The sequence below is a fragment of the Pseudarthrobacter sp. TE3704 genome, assembly GCF_056279405.1.
Genome location: NZ_JBWCCJ010000006.1, coordinates 88,340 through 106,301 on the forward strand (window position 1 = coordinate 88,340; position 17,962 = coordinate 106,301).

A 17,962-nucleotide genomic window follows, 5' to 3' on the forward strand; every position below is an offset into this window, starting at 1 on the left:
CGTTTTGGGTTACTTGTTGCCGTCTTCGTCGAATTCATCCTCGTTGGCGAGGTCAAGGTCCTCTTCGTCGAAGTCGTCCTCGTCGATGTCCACGTCGGCTGACGCGTCACTCTTGTAGGGATCGGCTTCGCCGGCGTGCTTGGCCTTGGCAGCCAGGGCGGCCACCTCGGCGTCGCGCTTCTTGGCTTCCCGAAGCAGTTCCTCCAGGTTCGAGGCGTTGACGGGAATCTGGTCCGCAACGAATTCAAGGGTGGGAGTCAGGCGGACGGTGACGTTCCGGCCAACCTCCTGCCGTAGCACACCCTTGGCCTTCTCAAGTCCCTTGGCGGCATCAGCCTGAACAGCCTGGTCCCCGAAGACGGTGTAGTAAACGGTGGCGTGCTGAAGATCATTGGTCACCCGGGCATCGGTAACAGTGATGCCCTCGAGCCGGGGATCCTTAACCTTCCGGCTCAGGGCCTCAGCAACAACAACCTTAATCCGCTGCGCCAACTTGGCAGCACGTGCCGGATCAGCCATGAACAACTCCTATAAAAAGAAAAATTTGGGACGTACGACGGCGGCACAGGAGCTGCCTCGAACGTTTCAGTTATGTGCCACGCACTAAAAGCGAGCCAACGACGGACCCGCGTTGGATTTTTCCGGCGGCCTGGGAGTGGCATCGGGCCTGCCGAAGCTGGGTGGCCGACGTCGTAAGACGTTGGCCACCCAGCGAAGGGGCGGGGCCGCCGGAAAAATCCAACGACCCCGCACCGTTTTTAAGGCTGGAACAACCTAGACGCGCGGCTTCTCACGCATCTCGAAGGTCTCGATGATGTCGCCTTCGGTGATGTCGTTGTACGAGCCAAGGCCGATACCACACTCGAAGTCCGTGCGGACCTCGGTTGCGTCATCCTTGAAGCGCTTGAGCGTCTCAACGGTGAGGTTGTCACCGATGATCTTGCCGTCGCGGCTGATGCGGGCCTTGGTGTTACGGCGGATGATGCCGGAGCGAACGATCGAGCCTGCGATGTTTCCGAACTTGGAGGAGCGGAAGACTTCGCGGACCTCGGCGGTGCCCAGCTGGAATTCTTCGTATTCCGGCTTGAGCATGCCCTTGAGCGCCATCTCGATGTCATCGATTGCGGAGTAGATGACGGAGTAGAAGCGCATGTCCACGCCTTCGCGGTCTGCCAGTTCGGCAACCCGCTCGGCGGGCTTGACGTTGAAGCCGATGATGACGGCGCTGTCCACTGTTGCCAGGTTGACGTCGTTCTGCGTGATGGCACCAACACCGCGGTGGATGACGCGCAGCTGCACGCCTTCGCCGACGTCGATCTTGAGCAGGGCGTCTTCGAGGGCTTCCACGGCACCGGACACGTCACCCTTGAGGATGAGATTGAGGGTGTCGATCTTGCCGTCGGCCACTGCCTGGTCGAAGTCTTCGAGGCTGATGCGCTTGCGGCGCTTGGCCAGGGCGGCGTTGCGGTCGGCTGCTTCACGCTTCTCGGCGATCTGGCGGGCGGTGCGCTCGTCAGCGGTCACGAAGAAGGTGTCACCGGCGCGCGGCACGTTGGACAGACCCAGCACCTGGACGGGGCGGGACGGGCCGGCCTCGGTCAGGGCGCTGCCGTCGTCGTCGAACATCGCACGGACGCGGCCGTGGGCCGTGCCTGCAACGATGGTGTCGCCGACGCGCAGCGAGCCGGACTGCACCAGGACGGTGGCCACGGAACCGCGGCCCTTGTCCAGGTTGGCTTCGATGGCGATACCGCGGGCGTCCTTGTTCGGGTTGGCGCGCATGTCCAGGGCAGCATCTGCGGTGAGCAGGACTGCCTCGAGCAGCTCGTCGATGTTGAGGTTCTGGCGGGCAGAGACCTCCACGAACATGGTGTCGCCACCGTATTCTTCCGGAACCAGGCCGTACTCGGTCAGCTGGCCGCGGACCTTGTCCGGGTTGGCGCCTTCCTTGTCGATCTTGTTCACGGCCACGACGATGGGCACGTTGGCCGCCTGTGCGTGGTTGAGGGCTTCAACGGTCTGGGGCATAACGCCGTCGTCCGCTGCGACCACCAGGATGGCGATGTCGGTGACCTTCGCACCACGGGCACGCATGGCGGTGAACGCCTCGTGGCCCGGGGTATCGATGAAGGTGATTTTCCGGTCGTTGCCTTCGTGGTTGTGCGTGACCTGGTAAGCACCGATGTGCTGCGTGATGCCGCCGTGCTCGCCCGCCATAACGTCGGACTTGCGGATGGCATCGAGCAGGCGGGTCTTACCGTGGTCCACGTGGCCCATGACGGTGACTACCGGAGGACGTGCCTCAAGGTCTTCGTCGCCTTCGGCTTCCAGCTCTGCTTCGAAGTCGATGTCGAAGGTGGAGAGCAGCTCGCGCTCCTCGTCCTCCGGCGAGACGACCTGGAGCTTGTAGCCAAGCTCCTCGCCGAGCAGCGCGAAGGTTTCCTCGTCCAGCGACTGGGTGGCGGTTGCCATTTCACCGAGGTGGAACAGCACCGTCACCAGTGCGGCGGGGTTCGCCTCGATCTTGTCGGCGAAGTCCGTGATGGATGATCCACGGCGCAGGCGGATGACAGTGTTGCCGTCGCCGCGGGGTACGCTCACGCCACCCAGCGACGGTGCGCTCATCTGCTCAAGTTCCTGGCGCTTTGCGCGCTTCGACTTGCGCTGCTTGCCACGACCGGCGCCGCCCTTGCCGAAAGCACCCTGGGTGCCGCCGCGGCCGCGGCCACCCTTGCCGAAGCCACCGCCTGCGGGAGCACCGCCGCCGGCACCGGGACCGCCGGTGCCCGGGGCGCCACCGGGGCGTCCGGGGCCACGGCCGCCGCCACCGGGACGGCCTGCACCGGCGGGTGCAGGACGCTCAGTGCGGTTGGGCATCATGCCGGGCGTAGGACGGTTTCCGCCTGCACCACCGGGACGCGGCGCACCCGGGCGGGGTCCACCGGCACCGGCTGCGGGACGGGGTCCGCCTGCACCGGCAGCGGGACGGGGACCGCCCGGACGGGGGCCACCGGCACCTGCTGCGGGACGCGGACCACCGGGACGGTCGCCGTCGGTACGGCCGCCGCCCGGGCGGGGCATGCCCTGGGAGGTGGCGAACGGGTTGTTGCCCGGACGCGGCGGACGGTCTCCGTCGCCGCCACGGCCTCGGGGCATGCCCTGTGAAGTGGCGAACGGGTTGTTGCCCGGACGGGGGCCGCCGGGGCGGGGTGCGGACGCACCGGATGCGGAACCACCCTGGCGGGCAGCGGGTGCAGCCGGGGTGTCAGCCTTGGGAGCCGGGCGGGCACCGGGCTTGGCGCCGGTGGACGGCGCGGCGGGTGCAGCCGGCGCGGCAGGCGCGCTGGCGGCAGGCGTGCTGGCAGCAGGGGCTGCCGGAGCAGCGGCCGGAGCCGGGGCTGCCGGAGCGGCGGGGGCGGGTGCCTGCACCTTGGGGGCCGGAGCCTTGGGTGCAGCCGGGCCGGGAGCCGGGGTTGAAGGGCGTGATTCTGCCGCCGGGGCGGGCGCCTTGGGCGCGGCTGCCGGAGCTGCCGACTTGGCGGCGGCATCGGGGAAGGCGTTGCGCAGCTTTCGCACAACGGGGGCCTCAATGGTGGAAGAGGCAGAGCGAACGAATTCGCCCAGTTCCTGCAGTTTTGTCACTGCATCTTTGGAAGTAATACCGAGCTCTTTCGCAAGCTCGTGTACGCGGACCTTGGCCACATTTCTCCTGTCTCGGTCCGCACCGAGCCAGGCACGAACCGTCTACTTCTTACTGCGGGCCCCAGCCGCACATGCTGCAGAAGGGCCCATTGCAGAGCGCAACAAAGTTGTCATCGTTACGCACTCATCGCTGGGAACTCATCGGGTTTCCATCAGATTTCTGACCCGCTTTCAGGTTGGACGGTTGGTGTCGCAGCCACCGGGGCGCCTGCGACGCTCGGGCCTGACTTGATCCGGTGTTCGACGGCGGCGGTTCCGGTTGCGCCCCGAAGGGCACGTCCGAACGCTCGCCGTTTGATCGCCAGAGCCAGGCACGATTCGCTGGGGTGCAGCCATGCACCCCGGCCAGCCATCCGGCGTCGTTCATCCACCAGGACAGCGGTTGATCCGCTGCCTTCGGCGACGAGCCGGAGTAACTCAGACCGCGGCCCCTTCTTCCGGCATCCGATGCAGGTCCGTTCGGGTTGACTCCCGCTGGTAAGTACTTCTGCCACGGTCATCGTCCTGACGTTCATCTCTGCTGGCCGCAGGCAACCCTCCCGTTGACACGTAAAGGGCACACCCAAGGCGCACGACTGCCGGCCGTTAGGCGCGGTCCTATCTATTCTAGCCCCTTTGGGCCGTTCTGCCCGAAACCAGTTGCGGTTCCGGCGTGGCAGGGTCCACCGGAAAGGCCGTCAGTTTTCCTTGGCCGTGGCGGCGTCGGAAACGATGTCGATCCGCCAGCCGGTGAGCTTTGCGGCCAGGCGGGCGTTCTGGCCCTCCTTGCCGATGGCCAGTGACAGCTGGTAGTCGGGAACCACAACACGCGCCGACCGGGTGGCCTCATCAGTAATGGTGACCGAATTCACGCGCGACGGCGAGAGGGCGCTGGCGATAAAGGTTGCCGGGTTCTCGCTGAAGTCGACGATGTCGATCTTCTCGTCATTGAGTTCCGTCATGACGGCGCGGACGCGGGACCCCATCTCACCGATGCAGGCACCCTTGGCGTTGATGCCGGGGGTGTTGGCCTTGACGGCGATCTTGGTGCGGTGGCCTGCTTCACGGGCGAGGGCAACGATCTCCACGGACCGGTCGGCAATCTCGGGCACTTCCAGTTCGAAAAGCTTCCGGACGAGCCCCGGGTGGGACCGTGACAGGGTGACGGACGGGCCCTTGGAGCCGCGGTGGACGTCGATGACCAGGGCACGGAGCCGGTTGCCGTGGATGTACTTCTCGCCCGGGACCTGCTCGGGCGGCGGTAGCAGCGCCTCCACGGAGCCCAGGTTGACCTGGATCATGTGGGGGTTGTTGCCCTGCTGGATGGTGCCGGACACCAACTCGCCTTCGCGGCCCTTGAACTCGCCCAGGACGTTGTCGTCTTCAACATCGCGGAGCCGCTGCAGGATGATCTGGCGCGCGGTGCTGGCGGCGATGCGGCCAAACCCTTCCGGCGTGTGCTCGAACTCGCCGATGGGGGCGCCGTCGTCGTCAATCTCCACAGCCCAGATGGTCACGTGGCCGCTCTTGCGGTCCAGCTCCGCCCGGGCCTTTTCAAAGGCGCCGGGGGACTTGTGGTAGGCCACCAGGAGCGCCTGCTCGATGGTGGGGATCAGGAGGTCCAGCGGGATTTCACGCTCACGCTCCAGAAGTCTCAGTGCGCTCATGTCAATATCCATCAGGCCTCCTCAGAAGGTCCATTGTGTTCAGGTTCCAGACCGCCCTCATTGAGGTGGCTGAATTCGATCTCGACTTTTCCGCTGCGGATCCTGTCGAAAGGAAGTTTTACGGGCTCGCCCTGCTTGGGCTTCATGCCCTTCTTGACCGCGATCTCCGGGACGAGGGTCACTCCCCCGTTGTCCACGGACTGGATGCGGCCCATGATGTTGTCGCCCTGGACAACGTTCACTTTGACCATCCGGCCCTTGGCCCGGTGCCAGTGGCGGGGTTCCGTCAGGGGACGTCCCACGCCGGGTGAGGAGACTTCGAGATCGTACGGGCGGCCGTCGTCGCCCGGATCATTGTCCAGAACGTCGGACAGGACCTTGGAGATGTCCGCGATGACGTCCAGGTTGACGCCGCCGGTTTCCTCCTGGGGAAGGTCCACCACAACGTGGACTACCCGGTGCGAACCCGCAACGTTGATGGCGACGTCCTCAAGGTACAGGCGGTTGGCCAGGACCGAGGGTTCAAGGAGGGCCCGGAGCCGGGCTGCTTCCGGATTGTGTGCCGCTGCGGAGTCAGGCCGACCCGTTCCGGTGTGGTCTGATGAAGCCGTGGCTTCTGCATTGCTCACGATGCCGGCCGCCTCCCTATAGATGATGTGGTGTGTACTAGCGTAGCTATTTTACCGGCTCAGTGGTGCACGGCGATCCCCTTCCGGCGTGACACCATGGTCTGTTGTGAACGACGACCAGCAGGACAAGCGGCCCCGGATGCGCTACTTCCGGTACGCGGCTGCGTCGCTGGCAGCCCTCCTTGTCCTTAGCTTGGGATTCGCCCTCACGCCCGCCGAACCGCCGGCCCCGCCCGCTCCGCCATTCTCCGAGCAGGCGCGCGCGGCAGCCTTTGAGGACGCCCTCGAGCTCCGCGCCGCGGGGCTGGGACTCGCTGCCGGAGGCGCCGACGGCGGTGCTGCCGCCGCCACCGGCCGCATTGTGACTTTGCTGACCATCCAGGCCCGCGCACTGCTCCTGCCGGAGGCCGCCCCGGCGTCACCGCTGGCCACAGCTGCCCCGCCATCCGCTGCCCCGGAGATGACGGTGCCGGAACTTGCCGCGGCGTTGGCCGCCAGCGGTTCCGCACGGCTTGAGGACGCGAAGAGTGCCGACGGCGGCATGGCACGCCTGCTGGCCGGCGCCGGGACAGCACAGCTTCTGGCAGCCCGGGATCTTGCAGCCGCCGCCGGCGTTCCGGACCCCGTGCCACCCGCTGCTGCAGCCGAACCGGCATCTTCACCCTCCGCCACCGCGCCTGATCCCGAGACTGTGCCATCCTCCTGCCCAACCGCCTCGCCTGCCGGGCCGGACGCCGGCACTGCCCTGGCCGCCGCTTCCACCGCCGAACAGGAGGCGGTCTACGGATACCAGGCCGCACTGACGCGGCTGTCTCCTGCGGAGGCCGGACCGGCGTCGGAATTCCTTGCACGGCACCAGGACCTCGCGGCGGACGCTGAAGGTTGGGCCCGCCTCCACTGCGGCGCGGTCCCTCCCCAGCAGCCAGGCTACGTCCTGGACGCGGGCTTCCTTGCTGCGCCGGCAGCCGGCCTGGCGCGGCTGGAGGCCGCAACCCTGCCGGCCTACGGGGACGTGGTGGCGCTGGCAGAAGGGCCTGCCCGCGCCTGGGCGCTGCAGGCGCTCCAAGCGGCGGCCGCACGCACCCTGTACTGGGGCAGCGATCCGGGTCCGGTTCCGGGGCTGGCGCTGGACGAGGCCCAACTCCCCCTCTTGCCGGGGTGAACGCACCGGCGTCGAACCCTTCCGGATTCCGCAGACCCTGCCACCCCTGTCCGCACCTGCGCCTAGGCTGGTGCTGATGAGCCAGCAAGCAGCAGTCCCCATTCCCCCGGACCTCGCCGCCCGGTACGGCCGGAGCAGTGCAGGACGGGCCTGGCTCGCGTCGCTTCCCGGCCTGATCCAGGGGCGTCTTGAGCACTGGCGCCTGGAGCCCCACCTGGCGGATGGCAGCACGCCGTGGAACGGCCATGGCGCTGTGGTGATTCCGGTGCTGCAGGCTGACGGCTCCCCTGCAGTCCTCAAGGTCGCCTTCCCGCACGATGAAGCGAGGGTTGAACGGCATGCCCTGGCACTGTGGCGCGGCCACGGGGCGGTAACCCTGCTCGAATCGGACGCGGGCACCTGTGCGATGCTCCTGGAGCGGCTGGAGGCAACACAGTCGCTCAACGCCGTGCCGCTGCAGGACACGGTGGACGTGTGGGGCGGGCTGGTCCGGCAGCTGAGTCTAAGCCCGGACCAGCGGCCCCAGTGGCAGGAGTTCGAGCACATCGCGGCGCGTGCCGAACAGTGGAGCGATGACCTTCCCGCCGATTGGGAACAACTGGGGCGTCCCTTCCCCCGCTGGCTGCTCGAAGCGGCACTCGAGGTATGCCAAACCCGAGGGGCGGTGGGCCGGCGCTCCGGCCGCGATGTGCTGGTCCACACAGACCTGCACTTCCTCAATGTCCTGGCCCGGCCCGGCGCCGCCGTGACGGATGGACGGCCGACGGCGGCAGGATACGCCGCGATCGACCCCCAGCCGATGATCGGCGAACCGGAGTTCGCGGTGGCTCCGCTGCTGTGGAACCGGATCAGGGACCTGCCGGCCAACCAGCCTGAGGAAGGCCTGCGGCAGCGGTGCGCCGACTTCAGTGCAGCGGCCGGCCTCGATTCTGAAGCCGCCCGGCAATGGGGCATCGCCCGCGAAGTTGCCAATGCGCTGTGGTACGCGGGAAAGCCGGACCACCGGGGCGATATGGCACGCTCGCTCTGGGTGGCCAGCACCCTGGCCGGCCGGACGCTTGAAGGGCTGCCGCCGGCTCATGCCCTGCCCGAACCAGGCCAGGCGCCCGGCTAGCGCACCGGCACCGGCAACGGTTAAGTTCAGCTGCCGCGCACGGCAGCCAGGGCGTACCGTGACAGTTCCGGTACTTTTTCAAACGGGTCCCCCGGCCCTTCCGCATCATGCACTAAGTAAGTCGTGTGCAAGCCCATCGCCGAGCGGAGCGCAGAGGCGTCACGGACAATGGCGATGCCGCAGTCGTAAGGCACATTCAACGTTTTGTGGGCGTCGGTGGCCCAAGAGTCCGCATCCGCGCAGCCCCTTGTCAGGTGGCGCAGTTCCGGTGCCGCGGCGGCCCACAGGCCGAAGGCGCCGTCGATGTGGACCCACGCACCATGGTCCCTGGCGACGGCAATGGCTTCGGAGAACGGATCGAAAGCGCCGGAGTGCAGGTTGCCGGCCTGCAGGCACACAGGGCCGGCCCTGAACCATCCTGCAGCGCCGCATCCAGCGCCGCCGGAATCAAGCGTCCCTGGACATCCGCTTCCACCACCCGGGGCCTCCCGAGCCCGAGATACCGCAGACTGAGATCGATGGTGTCATGCCGCTCCCGGCCCACAAAACAGCGGATCCGCGGCGCAGCGGACAGCCCGTCCCGGTCCGGGTCCCATCCCGCATTCGTGAGGAGCCGCCACCGCCCGGCGGCGATTCCGGTGAAATTGGCCATGATGGCTCCGGTGACGAATCCCACGTCGGAACCGGCCGGAAGCCCGAGCAGTTCCGGGAGCCAGGTTCCTCAGCTGGGATGCCCTGGCCGGGATGGTTCCGGCGTCAGGCGAAGTTTTCCTGCCAGATGTCATAGCCGAGTTTGATGATGAGTGCCGCGACCACCACCAGGAATACCACGCGGACGAAGCGGCTTCCCTGCTTTACTGCCGTCCTTGCTCCGAGGTAGCCGCCGGCCATGTTGGCGGCGCCCAGCAGCAGGCCCAGTCCCCACAGAATGGAGCCGTGCGGCAGGAAGAACATCAGAGCGCCCGCGTTGGTGGCCATGTTCACGATCTTTGCCTTGGCGCTGGCCTCCAGGAAGGCGTACCCCATGGCCGAGACCAGGGCGATAACCAGGAACGAGCCCGTGCCCGGGCCGATCAGCCCGTCGTAGAAACCGATGACGGCGCCAATGAGGCACGCCACCACGTAGTGCTTGTGGCCGTCGTGCCGCAGCGCCGTGATGTCCCCGACGTCGGGCTTGAGCGCCGTGAAAAGCGCGACGGCGACCAGCGCCGCGACGATGATGGGTTTGAAGACGTTGGCCGGCAGGGTGGCCGCCAGCACGGCACCGCCAAAACTGCCCGCCAACGCGATCACGGCCATAGGCAGCGCCGTTTTCAGGTCCGGTCCCACGCGCCGGTAATAGGTGGTGGCGCTGGTGGCCGTTCCGAAGATGGAGCCCAGCTTGTTGGTGGCCAGGGCCTGCACCGGAGTGATGCCGGGGACCAGCAGCAGGGCGGGGAGCTGGATCAGCCCGCCCCCGCCCACCACCGCGTCCACCCAGCCGGCAGCGAAGCCTGCCAGCACCAGCAGGAGGATTGTTGTCAGCTGGAGGGACTCAAGTCCTAAATCCACCGCTGGGGTCAGCTGTTGCGGACGGCGTTGACCACGTAGTCAACCGCCTTATCAACCGCTACGTTCTCAGCTTCGCCCGTGCGCCGGTCCTTGATTTCCACGACGCCGTCCACCAGGCCGCGTCCGACTGCCAGGATGGTGGGGACGCCCACCAGTTCTGCGTCGCCGAACTTCACGCCGGGCGACACCTTGGGGCGGTCGTCATAGATGACCTGCAGGCCGGCTGCCTCCAGGTCCAGGGACAGCTGTTCCGCGGCGGCGAAAATGTCCTCGCCCTTGCCCACGGCAACCACGTGGACGTCAGCTGGCGCCACGGCGCGTGGCCAGACGAGGCCGCGGTCATCGTGGTTGGCCTCGGCAAGGGCAGCGACGGCGCGGGTAACGCCCACACCGTAGGAGCCCATGGTGACCACTACCTGCTTGCCGTTCTGGTCCAGCACCTTCAGGTCCAGGGCTTCGGCGTACTTCCTGCCGAGCTGGAAGATGTGGCCCATTTCGATGCCGCGGGCAATTTCCAATGGACCGGAGCCGTCCGGAGAGGGGTCGCCTTCGCGGACGTCGGTGCACTCGATGACGCCGTCCCAGGTGAAGTCCCGCCCGGCTACCAGGCCATAGACGTGCTTGCCGGCCTCGTTGGCGCCGGTGATCCAGGCGCTGCCGCGGACCACGCGGGGATCCACGAGGTAGAGGAGCTTGGTGGAGCTTTCGGTGCCCAGCAGGGGTTCGTCCAGGGTCAGGCCGGGGCCGAGGTAGCCCTTGACGATGAGGGGCTGCTTCTTGAGGTCATCGTCGTTGGCTGCTTCCAGTCCGATTTCCCCTGCGATGGGCAGGAAGGAGCCGATGTTGGCTTCCACGCGCTTGAGGTCAACGCCGCGGTCGCCCGGCAGGCCGATGACCACAAGCTGACGTTCACCGGTGGGCAGGGTGACGGCGAGGACAACGTTCTTGAGGGTATCCGCGGCTGTCCAGGCGCCGCCGTCGGCCTCGCTGCGCGGGGCCAGTTCGTTGGATGCCGCCACCAGCGTTTCGATGGTGGGGGTGTTCGGGGTGTCCAGTACCTGGGCGGCAGGTGCGTTGCTGAAGTCGATCTCCGCGGGGACCACGGTGGTGACGGCTTCCACGTTGGCGGCATAGCCCGCGCCCGACCGGACAAAGGTGTCCTCGCCGATCTCCGTGGGGAACAGGAATTCCTCGCTCTTGGACCCGCCCATGGCGCCGGCGGTCGCGGCAACCGGGACAACCTCCAGGCCCAGCCGGGCAAAAATCTTGAGGTAGGCGGAACGGTGCGCGGCGTAGCTGGCGTCCAGGCCGGCGTCGTCCACGTCGAAGGAGTAGGAGTCCTTCATGATGAATTCGCGACCGCGGAGCAGGCCTGCCCGGGGACGGGCTTCATCGCGGTACTTGTTCTGGATCTGGTAGAGGCTCAGGGGCAGGTCCTTGTACGACGAGTACAGGTCCTTCACCAGCAACGTGAACATTTCCTCGTGCGTCGGCGCCAGCAGGTAATCGGCGCCCTTGCGGTCCTGGAGCCGGAACAGGCCCTCACCGTACTCGGTCCAGCGGTTGGTGGCCTCGTACGGTTCGCGCGGCAGCAGTGCCGGGAAGTGGACTTCCTGCGCGCCGATGGCGGCCATTTCCTCGCGGATGACCTCCTCGACTTTGCGGAGCACGCTCAGCCCCAGCGGAAGCCAGGTGTAGATGCCGGGGGCTGCGCGGCGGATGTAGCCGGCGCGGACCAGAAGCTTGTGGCTGGCGACCTCGGCGTCGACGGGATCTTCGCGCAGGGTGCGCAGGAAAAGCTGGGACAGTCTTAGGACCACGGGTGGTATCCGTTTCTGGGGAAGTGCTGGATCAGCAGGGCCGGACAAATTCGTCTGGGTACTAATCTACCGGCACCCGGCGCCAGGCTTGGACTGCGGACCGGACTGGTTTCTCGCCAAAAGTACCGGACACAGTAGAGCCACGCCCGGAATTACAAAGCCCCTGGCCCCCCAGTGAGGCTGGTCATCGCATCCGGGCGTGGCTCGACGCCGTTATCGCCCAAGTACCGGTGAGGACTGGTGAGACCGCCCACGCCACTCCAGCGCAGCTAGACCGAACCTATGTGATCGCGCACACGTTTGGCAAGTAGCCTTCGTTTTTGGACCGTTGACCCCCGGATGTGCGCGTCCTACCTTTAATTCATCAGGTGATGAATTACCGGCGCACGACGTGCCGGAAACCCTCCTGTCGAGAGCGGAGGCGGCAATGTCCCATTCGGCAGCAGCAGGAATCCAGGCCCCCGGGACCGGCGGCGCGGTGATAGCACGTGGCCTGAATGTGGTGCGCGGAAAGGTTCCCGTCCTGAGCAGCTTGGACTTCGCCATCCCGGCCGGGCAAATCACCGGCCTCCTGGGACCCTCCGGAAGCGGTAAAACCACCCTCATGCGGGCCATCGTCGGGGTCCAGCTCGTGTCGTCCGGAACGGTGGATGTCCTGGGCCTTGCCGCGGGGAGCCCGGCGCTGCGCCACCAGGTGGGTTACGTGACCCAGTCGCCCAGCGTCTACCCGGACCTGACGGTGGAAGCGAACGTACGGTATTTCGGCGCCATGCACCGCAAAAGGAAAACGGATGTGGATGGGGCGATTGCCGCCGTCGGGCTTGAACAGCAGGCACGCCGGAAAACGGCGGACCTGTCCGGAGGCCAGCTCAGCCGGGTTTCGCTGGCCTGCGCGCTGGTGGCCCGCCCCAGGCTGCTGGTGCTGGACGAGCCCACCGTTGGCCTGGATCCGGTGCTGCGGGCAGACCTTTGGAGCCGTTTCCGGTCCATGGCCGAGGACGGCACAACCCTGCTCATATCGAGCCACGTGATGGAGGAAGCCAGCCACTGCCAATCGCTGCTGCTCCTGCGGGAAGGCAGGCTGCTGGCCCAACTGACCCCTGAAGAGCTCAGCAGGCGGGGGCACAGCAATGACCTCGAGAAAGCTTTCCTCACCATCATCCGCGAGTCGGAAAACAACGACGGCGGGAGCCTGGGAGGCCGCGACGCGGCCGCCGGTGCCGCCACCACGGACAGGAGCGGACGGTAATGGACATCTGGATGCTTCTCGCCACCACGCGCCGGGTCCTTGGCCAGCTGCGCCATGACCACCGCAGCATCGCCCTGATCCTGGTGGTTCCGGCGCTCCTCCTCACCGCGGTCTATTTCCTCTACGAAAATGAGGTTCTTCCGCCAGGAACTCCGCGTACCTTCGACCGGGTGGGCCTGATGATGCTGGCCATCTTCCCGTTCGTGGTCATGTTCCTGGTCACGTCCATCACCATGCTCCGCGAACGTACGTCCGGAACGCTGGAACGGCTGCTCACCACCCCTGTGCATAAGGCGGACCTGCTCTTTGGCTACGGCCTGGCCTTTTCCATCATGGCCGCACTCCAGTCGCTGGTGGCAACGGCGGTGGCCTACTGGGTTTTCGACCTGGACATTGAAGGTTCCCCGGGCTTTGTGGTGATGATTGCGGTCATCAACGCCGTCCTGGGCGTGGCGTTGGGCCTGCTGTGTTCGGCCTTTGCCAGGACTGAGTTCCAGGCGGTCCAGTTCATGCCGGTGGTGGTGGTTCCGCAGATTCTGTTGTGCGGCCTGTTCGTGGCACGCGACCGGATGAACGATGTCCTGGAAGCGGTGTCCAACGTCCTTCCGCTGACGTTTTCCGTGGATGCGCTGCAGGAAATCGCGGCCAACTCCGAGGCCACAGAACAGCTCTGGCAGGACGCAGGCATCATGGCAGCCATCGTCCTGGGCGTGCTGGTGCTGGCATCGCTCACCCTCCGCAGGCGCAGCGCGTGACCGCAGGCGGGCACGACGCTGCAGGTGTCAGGCGGGGACGCCGCGGCGGCAGTGCCGCGTCCCGGGACCATATCCTCGAGACCGCGAGGCGGCAGTTCGCCGAACATGGCTTTGAGGGTACGAGCCTTCGTCAGGTGGCCCGGGTGGCGGGCGTTGACCCGGCCATGATCCACCACTTTTTCAACGGCAAGGACGAGCTCTTCGCCCTCAGCGTGGAGCTTCCGGCGGACCCCGAGCAGGTGCTTTCGGGGGTAGCCGGATCCGACCCCGGCCAGCGTGCGGAGCTGATTGTCCGCGCCGTGCTTCGCCTGTGGGAAAGCCCCGCGCAGCCAAGCCTGGTGGCGTTTCTCCGGGGAACACTGGGATCAAAGGCGAAGACTGCCCTGCTCCGGGAAATGGTAAACAGGACCACTATCAGCCGCATCATGGCGGGCATTCCGGGAACCCCGGATGAGGTGGCCCTGCGTGGCGACCTCGTGGCAACGCAGATGGTGGGCCTGATGATGGTCCGCTACGTGGTCCGTCTGGAGCCGCTGGCGTCGGCTGAGCCGGAGGATGTTGTCCGGCTCATCTCCCCCAACGTGCAGCGGTACCTGACCGGTGACCTCACGTAACCAGGCCGAATTGTGAGACTTCCGCAGGCAGCCGCCCGCTAAAAGAGAACGGTAGCGAACGTTCCCACCTGCCGGAAACCGACGCGTTCATACGTGGACCGAGCCCTCACGTTGAAGCCGTTGACGTAAAGGCTGGTGACCGGCGCGACCTTCTGCGCCTGCTCCACGACGGCGGACATGTACCCGGGGCTCAACCCCTGGCCGCGGAAGAGCGGATTCATCCATACGCCCTGGATCTGGGTGACCTCGGAGGTGACAGCGCCCAGCTCCGCTTTGAACACCACTTCCCGGGCATCGTTGAGGTGGACAAGGGAGTGGCCCTGCCGGATGAGGCCTTCCACCCGGCGGCTGTAGAACTCCCGCCCGCCCAGGAAAGGCGAGTATCCGACCTCCTCCTCGAACATCGCGGCGCAGGCAGGGAGGATGCGGTCAAAATCCGCCAGGTTTCCCAGCCCGAGGCCGGGGTTGGGTTCGACGCAGGACGGCCCGTCGATAATCATCAGGGGCTGGTCGGCGCGCACTTCATGGGCACGGTGGCCCAGCTCCACGAGTTCCGCATGAAGGGCCAGCACGGCCTGCGCGGGCCCAAAGGCCGAGGCGTAGCGCCGGCCGGACCTGTTGGCGGCCTCGGCCACAACTCCGGCAAGGGCGGGATCCAGCTGGACCGGAACCAGGTTGGCGCCTGCCCAGCAGGCACCCACCAGGATGCCGTCGTCGAACACTCCGATGATGCCGGCACCGCCGCTGGTAGGCGCGGCGGTACCGGCAGCACGCAGGTGGGCGAGGATGAACACATTGGTGACCGGATCCTGCCGGGCAAGGAGCCTCAGCGCCTCGGTGTCCTGGCCGTCCAGCGTGCGGACGGAAATCCCCGCCAGATCGGTAACGTCCTTACGAGACGCTAACCACGGGGCTACCCTTGACAGCATCTTCGCCATCGGCCTCCCCCATCTCTTCCGCGATACGCATGGCCTCTTCGATCAGTGTCTCAACAATTTCGCTTTCGGGAACAGTCTTGATGACTTCGCCCTTCACAAAAATCTGGCCCTTGCCGTTACCGGAAGCAACGCCGAGGTCGGCTTCACGTGCCTCACCCGGTCCGTTCACCACGCAGCCCATGACGGCCACGCGCAGCGGGATCTCCATTCCCTCCAGCCCGGCGGTCACCTGCTCCGCCAACGTGTAGACGTCCACCTGGGCTCGGCCACAGGACGGGCAGGAGACAATTTCCAGCTTGCGGGGCCGCAGGTTAAGGGACTGCAGGATCTGGTTTCCCACCTTGATTTCCTCCACCGGCGGGGCCGAGAGGGAAACACGGATAGTGTCGCCGATACCCCTGGACAGGAGGGCGCCGAAGGCAGTGGCGGATTTGATGGTGCCCTGGAACGCGGGGCCGGCTTCGGTCACGCCGAGGTGGAGGGGCCAGTCACCCTTTTCGGCCAGCATTTCGTAGGCCGCCACCATGATGACGGGATCGTTGTGCTTGACCGAGATCTTGAAGTCGTGGAATCCGTGCTCCTCGAAGAGCGAGGCTTCCCAGACGGCGGACTCCACCAGCGCCTCGGGGGTGGCCTTGCCGTACTTCTTGAGGATGCCCGGTTCCAGCGAGCCGGCGTTGACGCCGATCCGGATGGACGTGCCGTGGTCCCGCGCCGCAGCGGCGATTTCCTTGACCTGGTCATCGAACTTGCGGATGTTTCCCGGGTTGACGCGCACGGCGGCACAGCCGGCCTCAATGGCAGCGAACACGTACTTCGGCTGGAAGTGGATGTCTGCGATGACGGGGATCTGGGACTTCCGGGCAATGATGGGCAGCGCCTCGGCGTCGTCCGCGGAGGGGCAGGCAACACGCACGATGTCGCAGCCGGAAGCCGTTAGCTCCGCGATCTGCTGCAGCGTGGCGTTAATGTCAGTGGTGGGCGTGGTGGTCATCGACTGCACGCTGATGGGGAAGTCCGAGCCCACCCCAACGGAACCGACTTTGATCTGGCGCGTCTTGCGGCGAGGGGCAAGGACGGGTGGCGGTGCTGACGGCATTCCCAGGCTGACCGAGGTCACGTGGACTCCTAGAGTTGAAAGGGTAAGGAAGAGGCTACGCGGTGAGCCCGGCGAGCATGCCGGTCACGGGAGACCATTCGGTGATGCGGATTCCTGCAATGACTCCGGCGGCCGCAAACGGGTCCTGCTTGAGGATCGAGTTGAGGGCTGCTTCGTCCGCTGCCTTGAAGATCAGCAGGGCGCCCGCGCCATCACCGTAGGGGCCGCTGGCCAGGATGGCGCCGTCCTGCGCCAGGGTGCCGGTCCATTCGCGGTGGGCGGGCCGGGCCTCGTTCCGGGCCTCGGTGGAATCGGCGGCATAAACGTACTCAACGGCAAAAACTGTCATACCGCTACCCTATCGCCATGGCCGCCCTGCCACCCATCCGGGCCCTTTCCTCAGCCCGGGCAAAAGGGCGGTTCAGCTGAGGAAGAGGACCTTGACGGCGGCTGCGGTACCGGCTGCCCAGAGCATGGACGTCAACGTTCCGATGATGAAACGCTCGGCCGCGACCGGCGTCTCCTTCAGCTCCGCGAACCTGCCCAGGCCTTTGATGGCCACGATGTAGGCGATGGCCACGGGCTGCCCGGTCAGGATGGCCAGGCACACTCCCAGCCGCTCCAGGATGCCGATGATGGCTCCGCCGCGCAGGATCCGCTGTGCCGATGCGGCTGGCTCCGCAGGTGCAGCGCCCGACGCCGGGTGCTCAGGTGCAGCCGTCAGCTCGCCGTCCACCTTTTGGCCGGCTTCGTCCGGGTGGCTTCCGCGCACAGGGTCAACAGTGACGTCCGCGGACGGATCCTCCGCAGCCCGCCGGGCCTGCTCTGCTGCCTTGGCCGCATCCGCCCTGTCGTCGATGGTCCTGGCGAGTTTGAAAACGAGCGCCGTCACGGGCCAGCCCGCAAAACCTGCGGTAAGCAGGGCAACCGTGATCCACAGTGCGTTCATTGATCTCCTTCACTATGGGAACGGACAGTCTGGGAACGGGAAGTCCTCGAATGGGCAATCGTTGAATGTGCATGGTCCAGGAGCATTGCTGCCGCCGGCCTGGCTGCCCATTCTTCCTGCCAGCCGGACCGGAGTACGGTTCGGCTCACCGACTGTTCGCTGATTCCAAGCTCCAGCGCCACCTGCTTTTGGCGTCCGTGCCTGGCGGCTTCCTGGCGGCGGAGGGCGTCCACCACCCGCCACTGGGCATCGGTGCGCTCCTGCACAACGCGGCCCAGCAGGCGCAGCACCGCTTCGGCGTTGGCACAGGCCCGCACCCCCTCGGCGTCCACGGCGCGGCTTTCCGCGTCTTTGCCCATAGTGCCCGGCACCACCGACAACGGAACCTGGGAACCGGCTGCCTTGGCCCGGTCCACGGCGTGGCGTGCGGCAACGAACGCTGCCCCTGTCCCCTCCCGCGGGCTGGCACCGCCAGGGAGGGATACCGCTCCGATGCCGATTCCCACATACCACCGGCCGGCCCGCAGCGCATGCAGGGCAATGTCCACAACATCGGCCGGATCGCCGACCACGCCCTGGAGCTCGTCGCCCACGGAGCGCTCAAAGGCAGCAGGTGTCAGTTCGGCAAGCTGCGAGATTAGGTCCGGGACCCGGTCCGTGTCCCCTGTGCTGCCCCGCTGGTCGATCGTCATAACGAACATGGATCAACCATATGCGGCTGACTATCCGATCTC

General features: G+C 66.5%; 17 protein-coding genes and 1 pseudogene. 5 read left to right on the forward strand and 13 right to left on the reverse strand.

Annotated features, from left to right (window positions below):
* Nucleotides 1–9 precede the first annotated feature (9 nt).
* The 5 genes from rbfA to ACZ9BC_RS16605 form a co-directional block, all read right to left on the reverse strand.
* Entirely contained in the window at nucleotides 10–519 is a 510-nt protein-coding gene (gene rbfA, locus ACZ9BC_RS16585) for a 30S ribosome-binding factor RbfA (protein WP_476246881.1), read from the reverse strand.
* 255 nt (nucleotides 520–774) lie between these two features.
* Nucleotides 775–3,702 (reverse strand): translation initiation factor IF-2, encoded by a 2,928-nt coding sequence (gene infB, locus ACZ9BC_RS16590; protein WP_476246882.1) that lies wholly within the window; start codon nucleotides 3,700–3,702, stop codon nucleotides 775–777.
* Nucleotides 3,703–3,854: 152 nt separating this feature from the next.
* On the reverse strand, nucleotides 3,855–4,217 hold the full coding sequence (locus tag ACZ9BC_RS16595; RefSeq protein WP_476246883.1) for a YlxR family protein: 363 nt from the start codon (nucleotides 4,215–4,217) through the stop codon (nucleotides 3,855–3,857).
* A gap of 162 nt (nucleotides 4,218–4,379) precedes the next feature.
* On the reverse strand, nucleotides 4,380–5,360 hold the full coding sequence (gene nusA, locus ACZ9BC_RS16600) for a transcription termination factor NusA (protein WP_079595508.1): 981 nt from the start codon (nucleotides 5,358–5,360) through the stop codon (nucleotides 4,380–4,382).
* Nucleotides 5,360–5,977, reverse strand: a complete 618-nt coding sequence (locus ACZ9BC_RS16605; protein ID WP_476246884.1) for a ribosome maturation factor RimP — start codon at nucleotides 5,975–5,977, stop codon at nucleotides 5,360–5,362. Before ACZ9BC_RS16605 ends, nusA begins: the two co-directional genes overlap by 1 nt.
* Before the next feature lie 88 nt (nucleotides 5,978–6,065).
* Here ACZ9BC_RS16605 and ACZ9BC_RS16610 point away from each other — a divergent pair, with 88 nt between their 5' ends.
* The gene (locus ACZ9BC_RS16610) at nucleotides 6,066–7,139 is read left to right on the forward strand and encodes a DUF4439 domain-containing protein (protein ID WP_476246885.1); all 1,074 of its coding nucleotides are present in this window, start codon (nucleotides 6,066–6,068) and stop codon (nucleotides 7,137–7,139) included.
* Between the two features lie 76 nt (nucleotides 7,140–7,215).
* Nucleotides 7,216–8,253: an aminoglycoside phosphotransferase family protein gene (locus tag ACZ9BC_RS16615; RefSeq protein WP_476246886.1), complete on the forward strand. Its 1,038-nt coding sequence runs from the start codon at nucleotides 7,216–7,218 to the stop codon at nucleotides 8,251–8,253.
* 50 nt (nucleotides 8,254–8,303) lie between these two features.
* On the opposite strand, the pseudogene ACZ9BC_RS16620 reads toward ACZ9BC_RS16615, so the two are convergent.
* From ACZ9BC_RS16620 to ACZ9BC_RS16630, 3 genes and pseudogenes are all read right to left on the reverse strand, one after another.
* Nucleotides 8,304–8,974, reverse strand: a pseudogene (locus ACZ9BC_RS16620) (pyridoxal phosphate-dependent decarboxylase family protein); the annotation flags it as partial.
* A gap of 35 nt (nucleotides 8,975–9,009) precedes the next feature.
* Nucleotides 9,010–9,804 carry a sulfite exporter TauE/SafE family protein gene (locus ACZ9BC_RS16625; protein ID WP_476246887.1) on the reverse strand — a complete coding sequence of 265 codons (795 nt, stop codon included), beginning with the start codon at nucleotides 9,802–9,804 and terminating at the stop codon, nucleotides 9,010–9,012.
* Between the two features lie 8 nt (nucleotides 9,805–9,812).
* Nucleotides 9,813–11,624: a proline--tRNA ligase gene (locus ACZ9BC_RS16630; RefSeq protein WP_476246888.1), complete on the reverse strand. Its 1,812-nt coding sequence runs from the start codon at nucleotides 11,622–11,624 to the stop codon at nucleotides 9,813–9,815.
* 427 nt (nucleotides 11,625–12,051) lie between these two features.
* Here ACZ9BC_RS16630 and ACZ9BC_RS16635 point away from each other — a divergent pair, with 427 nt between their 5' ends.
* Genes ACZ9BC_RS16635 through ACZ9BC_RS16645 form a run of 3 tightly spaced genes read left to right on the forward strand, consistent with a single transcriptional unit; the run spans nucleotide 12,052 to nucleotide 14,242 of the window.
* Entirely contained in the window at nucleotides 12,052–12,873 is an 822-nt protein-coding gene (locus ACZ9BC_RS16635) for an ABC transporter ATP-binding protein (protein WP_476246889.1), read from the forward strand.
* Nucleotides 12,874–12,884: 11 nt separating this feature from the next.
* Nucleotides 12,885–13,628: an ABC transporter permease gene (locus tag ACZ9BC_RS16640; protein ID WP_476247050.1), complete on the forward strand. Its 744-nt coding sequence runs from the start codon at nucleotides 12,885–12,887 to the stop codon at nucleotides 13,626–13,628.
* Nucleotides 13,625–14,242, forward strand: a complete 618-nt coding sequence (locus ACZ9BC_RS16645) for a TetR/AcrR family transcriptional regulator (RefSeq protein WP_476246890.1) — start codon at nucleotides 13,625–13,627, stop codon at nucleotides 14,240–14,242. The genes ACZ9BC_RS16640 and ACZ9BC_RS16645 overlap by 4 nt, the downstream gene beginning before the upstream one ends.
* 38 nt (nucleotides 14,243–14,280) lie before the next feature.
* Here ACZ9BC_RS16645 and ACZ9BC_RS16650 read toward each other — a convergent pair whose 3' ends face one another.
* The 5 genes from ACZ9BC_RS16650 to ACZ9BC_RS16670 all read right to left on the reverse strand — a co-directional run bounded on the left by ACZ9BC_RS16650 (nucleotide 14,281) and on the right by ACZ9BC_RS16670 (nucleotide 17,929).
* Complete coding sequence (locus ACZ9BC_RS16650) at nucleotides 14,281–15,171, reverse strand: GNAT family N-acetyltransferase (protein WP_476247051.1); 891 nt, start codon at nucleotides 15,169–15,171, stop codon at nucleotides 14,281–14,283.
* On the reverse strand, nucleotides 15,134–16,300 hold the full coding sequence (gene ispG / locus ACZ9BC_RS16655) for a flavodoxin-dependent (E)-4-hydroxy-3-methylbut-2-enyl-diphosphate synthase (protein ID WP_079595518.1): 1,167 nt from the start codon (nucleotides 16,298–16,300) through the stop codon (nucleotides 15,134–15,136). Before ispG ends, ACZ9BC_RS16650 begins: the two co-directional genes overlap by 38 nt.
* A gap of 34 nt (nucleotides 16,301–16,334) precedes the next feature.
* Complete coding sequence (locus ACZ9BC_RS16660) at nucleotides 16,335–16,628, reverse strand: YciI family protein (protein WP_476246891.1); 294 nt, start codon at nucleotides 16,626–16,628, stop codon at nucleotides 16,335–16,337.
* A 72-nt stretch (nucleotides 16,629–16,700) separates the two neighbouring features.
* Nucleotides 16,701–17,228 carry a hypothetical protein gene (locus ACZ9BC_RS16665; RefSeq protein ID WP_476246892.1) on the reverse strand — a complete coding sequence of 176 codons (528 nt, stop codon included), beginning with the start codon at nucleotides 17,226–17,228 and terminating at the stop codon, nucleotides 16,701–16,703.
* The gene (locus ACZ9BC_RS16670) at nucleotides 17,225–17,929 is read right to left on the reverse strand and encodes a MarR family transcriptional regulator (RefSeq protein WP_476246893.1); all 705 of its coding nucleotides are present in this window, start codon (nucleotides 17,927–17,929) and stop codon (nucleotides 17,225–17,227) included. The genes ACZ9BC_RS16665 and ACZ9BC_RS16670 overlap by 4 nt, the downstream gene beginning before the upstream one ends.
* Between the last annotated feature and the right edge of the window lie 33 nt (nucleotides 17,930–17,962).

Excerpts from the sequence above, each read along its gene's own strand:
- ACZ9BC_RS16615 (WP_476246886.1), top strand. The coding sequence starts at position 7,216 with ATGAGCCAGCAAGCAGCAGTCCCCATTCCCCCGGACCTCGCCGCCCGG.
- rbfA (WP_476246881.1), bottom strand. The coding sequence starts at position 519 with ATGGCTGATCCGGCACGTGCTGCCAAGTTGGCGCAGCGGATTAAGGTT.
- ACZ9BC_RS16595 (WP_476246883.1), bottom strand. The coding sequence starts at position 4,217 with ATGAACGTCAGGACGATGACCGTGGCAGAAGTACTTACCAGCGGGAGT.
- ACZ9BC_RS16670 (WP_476246893.1), bottom strand. The coding sequence starts at position 17,929 with ATGTTCGTTATGACGATCGACCAGCGGGGCAGCACAGGGGACACGGAC.
- ACZ9BC_RS16635 (WP_476246889.1), top strand. The coding sequence starts at position 12,052 with ATGTCCCATTCGGCAGCAGCAGGAATCCAGGCCCCCGGGACCGGCGGC.
- nusA (WP_079595508.1), bottom strand. The coding sequence starts at position 5,360 with ATGGATATTGACATGAGCGCACTGAGACTTCTGGAGCGTGAGCGTGAA.
- ACZ9BC_RS16640 (WP_476247050.1), top strand. The coding sequence starts at position 12,885 with ATGCTTCTCGCCACCACGCGCCGGGTCCTTGGCCAGCTGCGCCATGAC.
- ACZ9BC_RS16650 (WP_476247051.1), bottom strand. The coding sequence starts at position 15,171 with ATGCTGTCAAGGGTAGCCCCGTGGTTAGCGTCTCGTAAGGACGTTACC.
- ACZ9BC_RS16665 (WP_476246892.1), bottom strand. The coding sequence starts at position 17,228 with ATGAACGCACTGTGGATCACGGTTGCCCTGCTTACCGCAGGTTTTGCG.
- ACZ9BC_RS16660 (WP_476246891.1), bottom strand. The coding sequence starts at position 16,628 with ATGACAGTTTTTGCCGTTGAGTACGTTTATGCCGCCGATTCCACCGAG.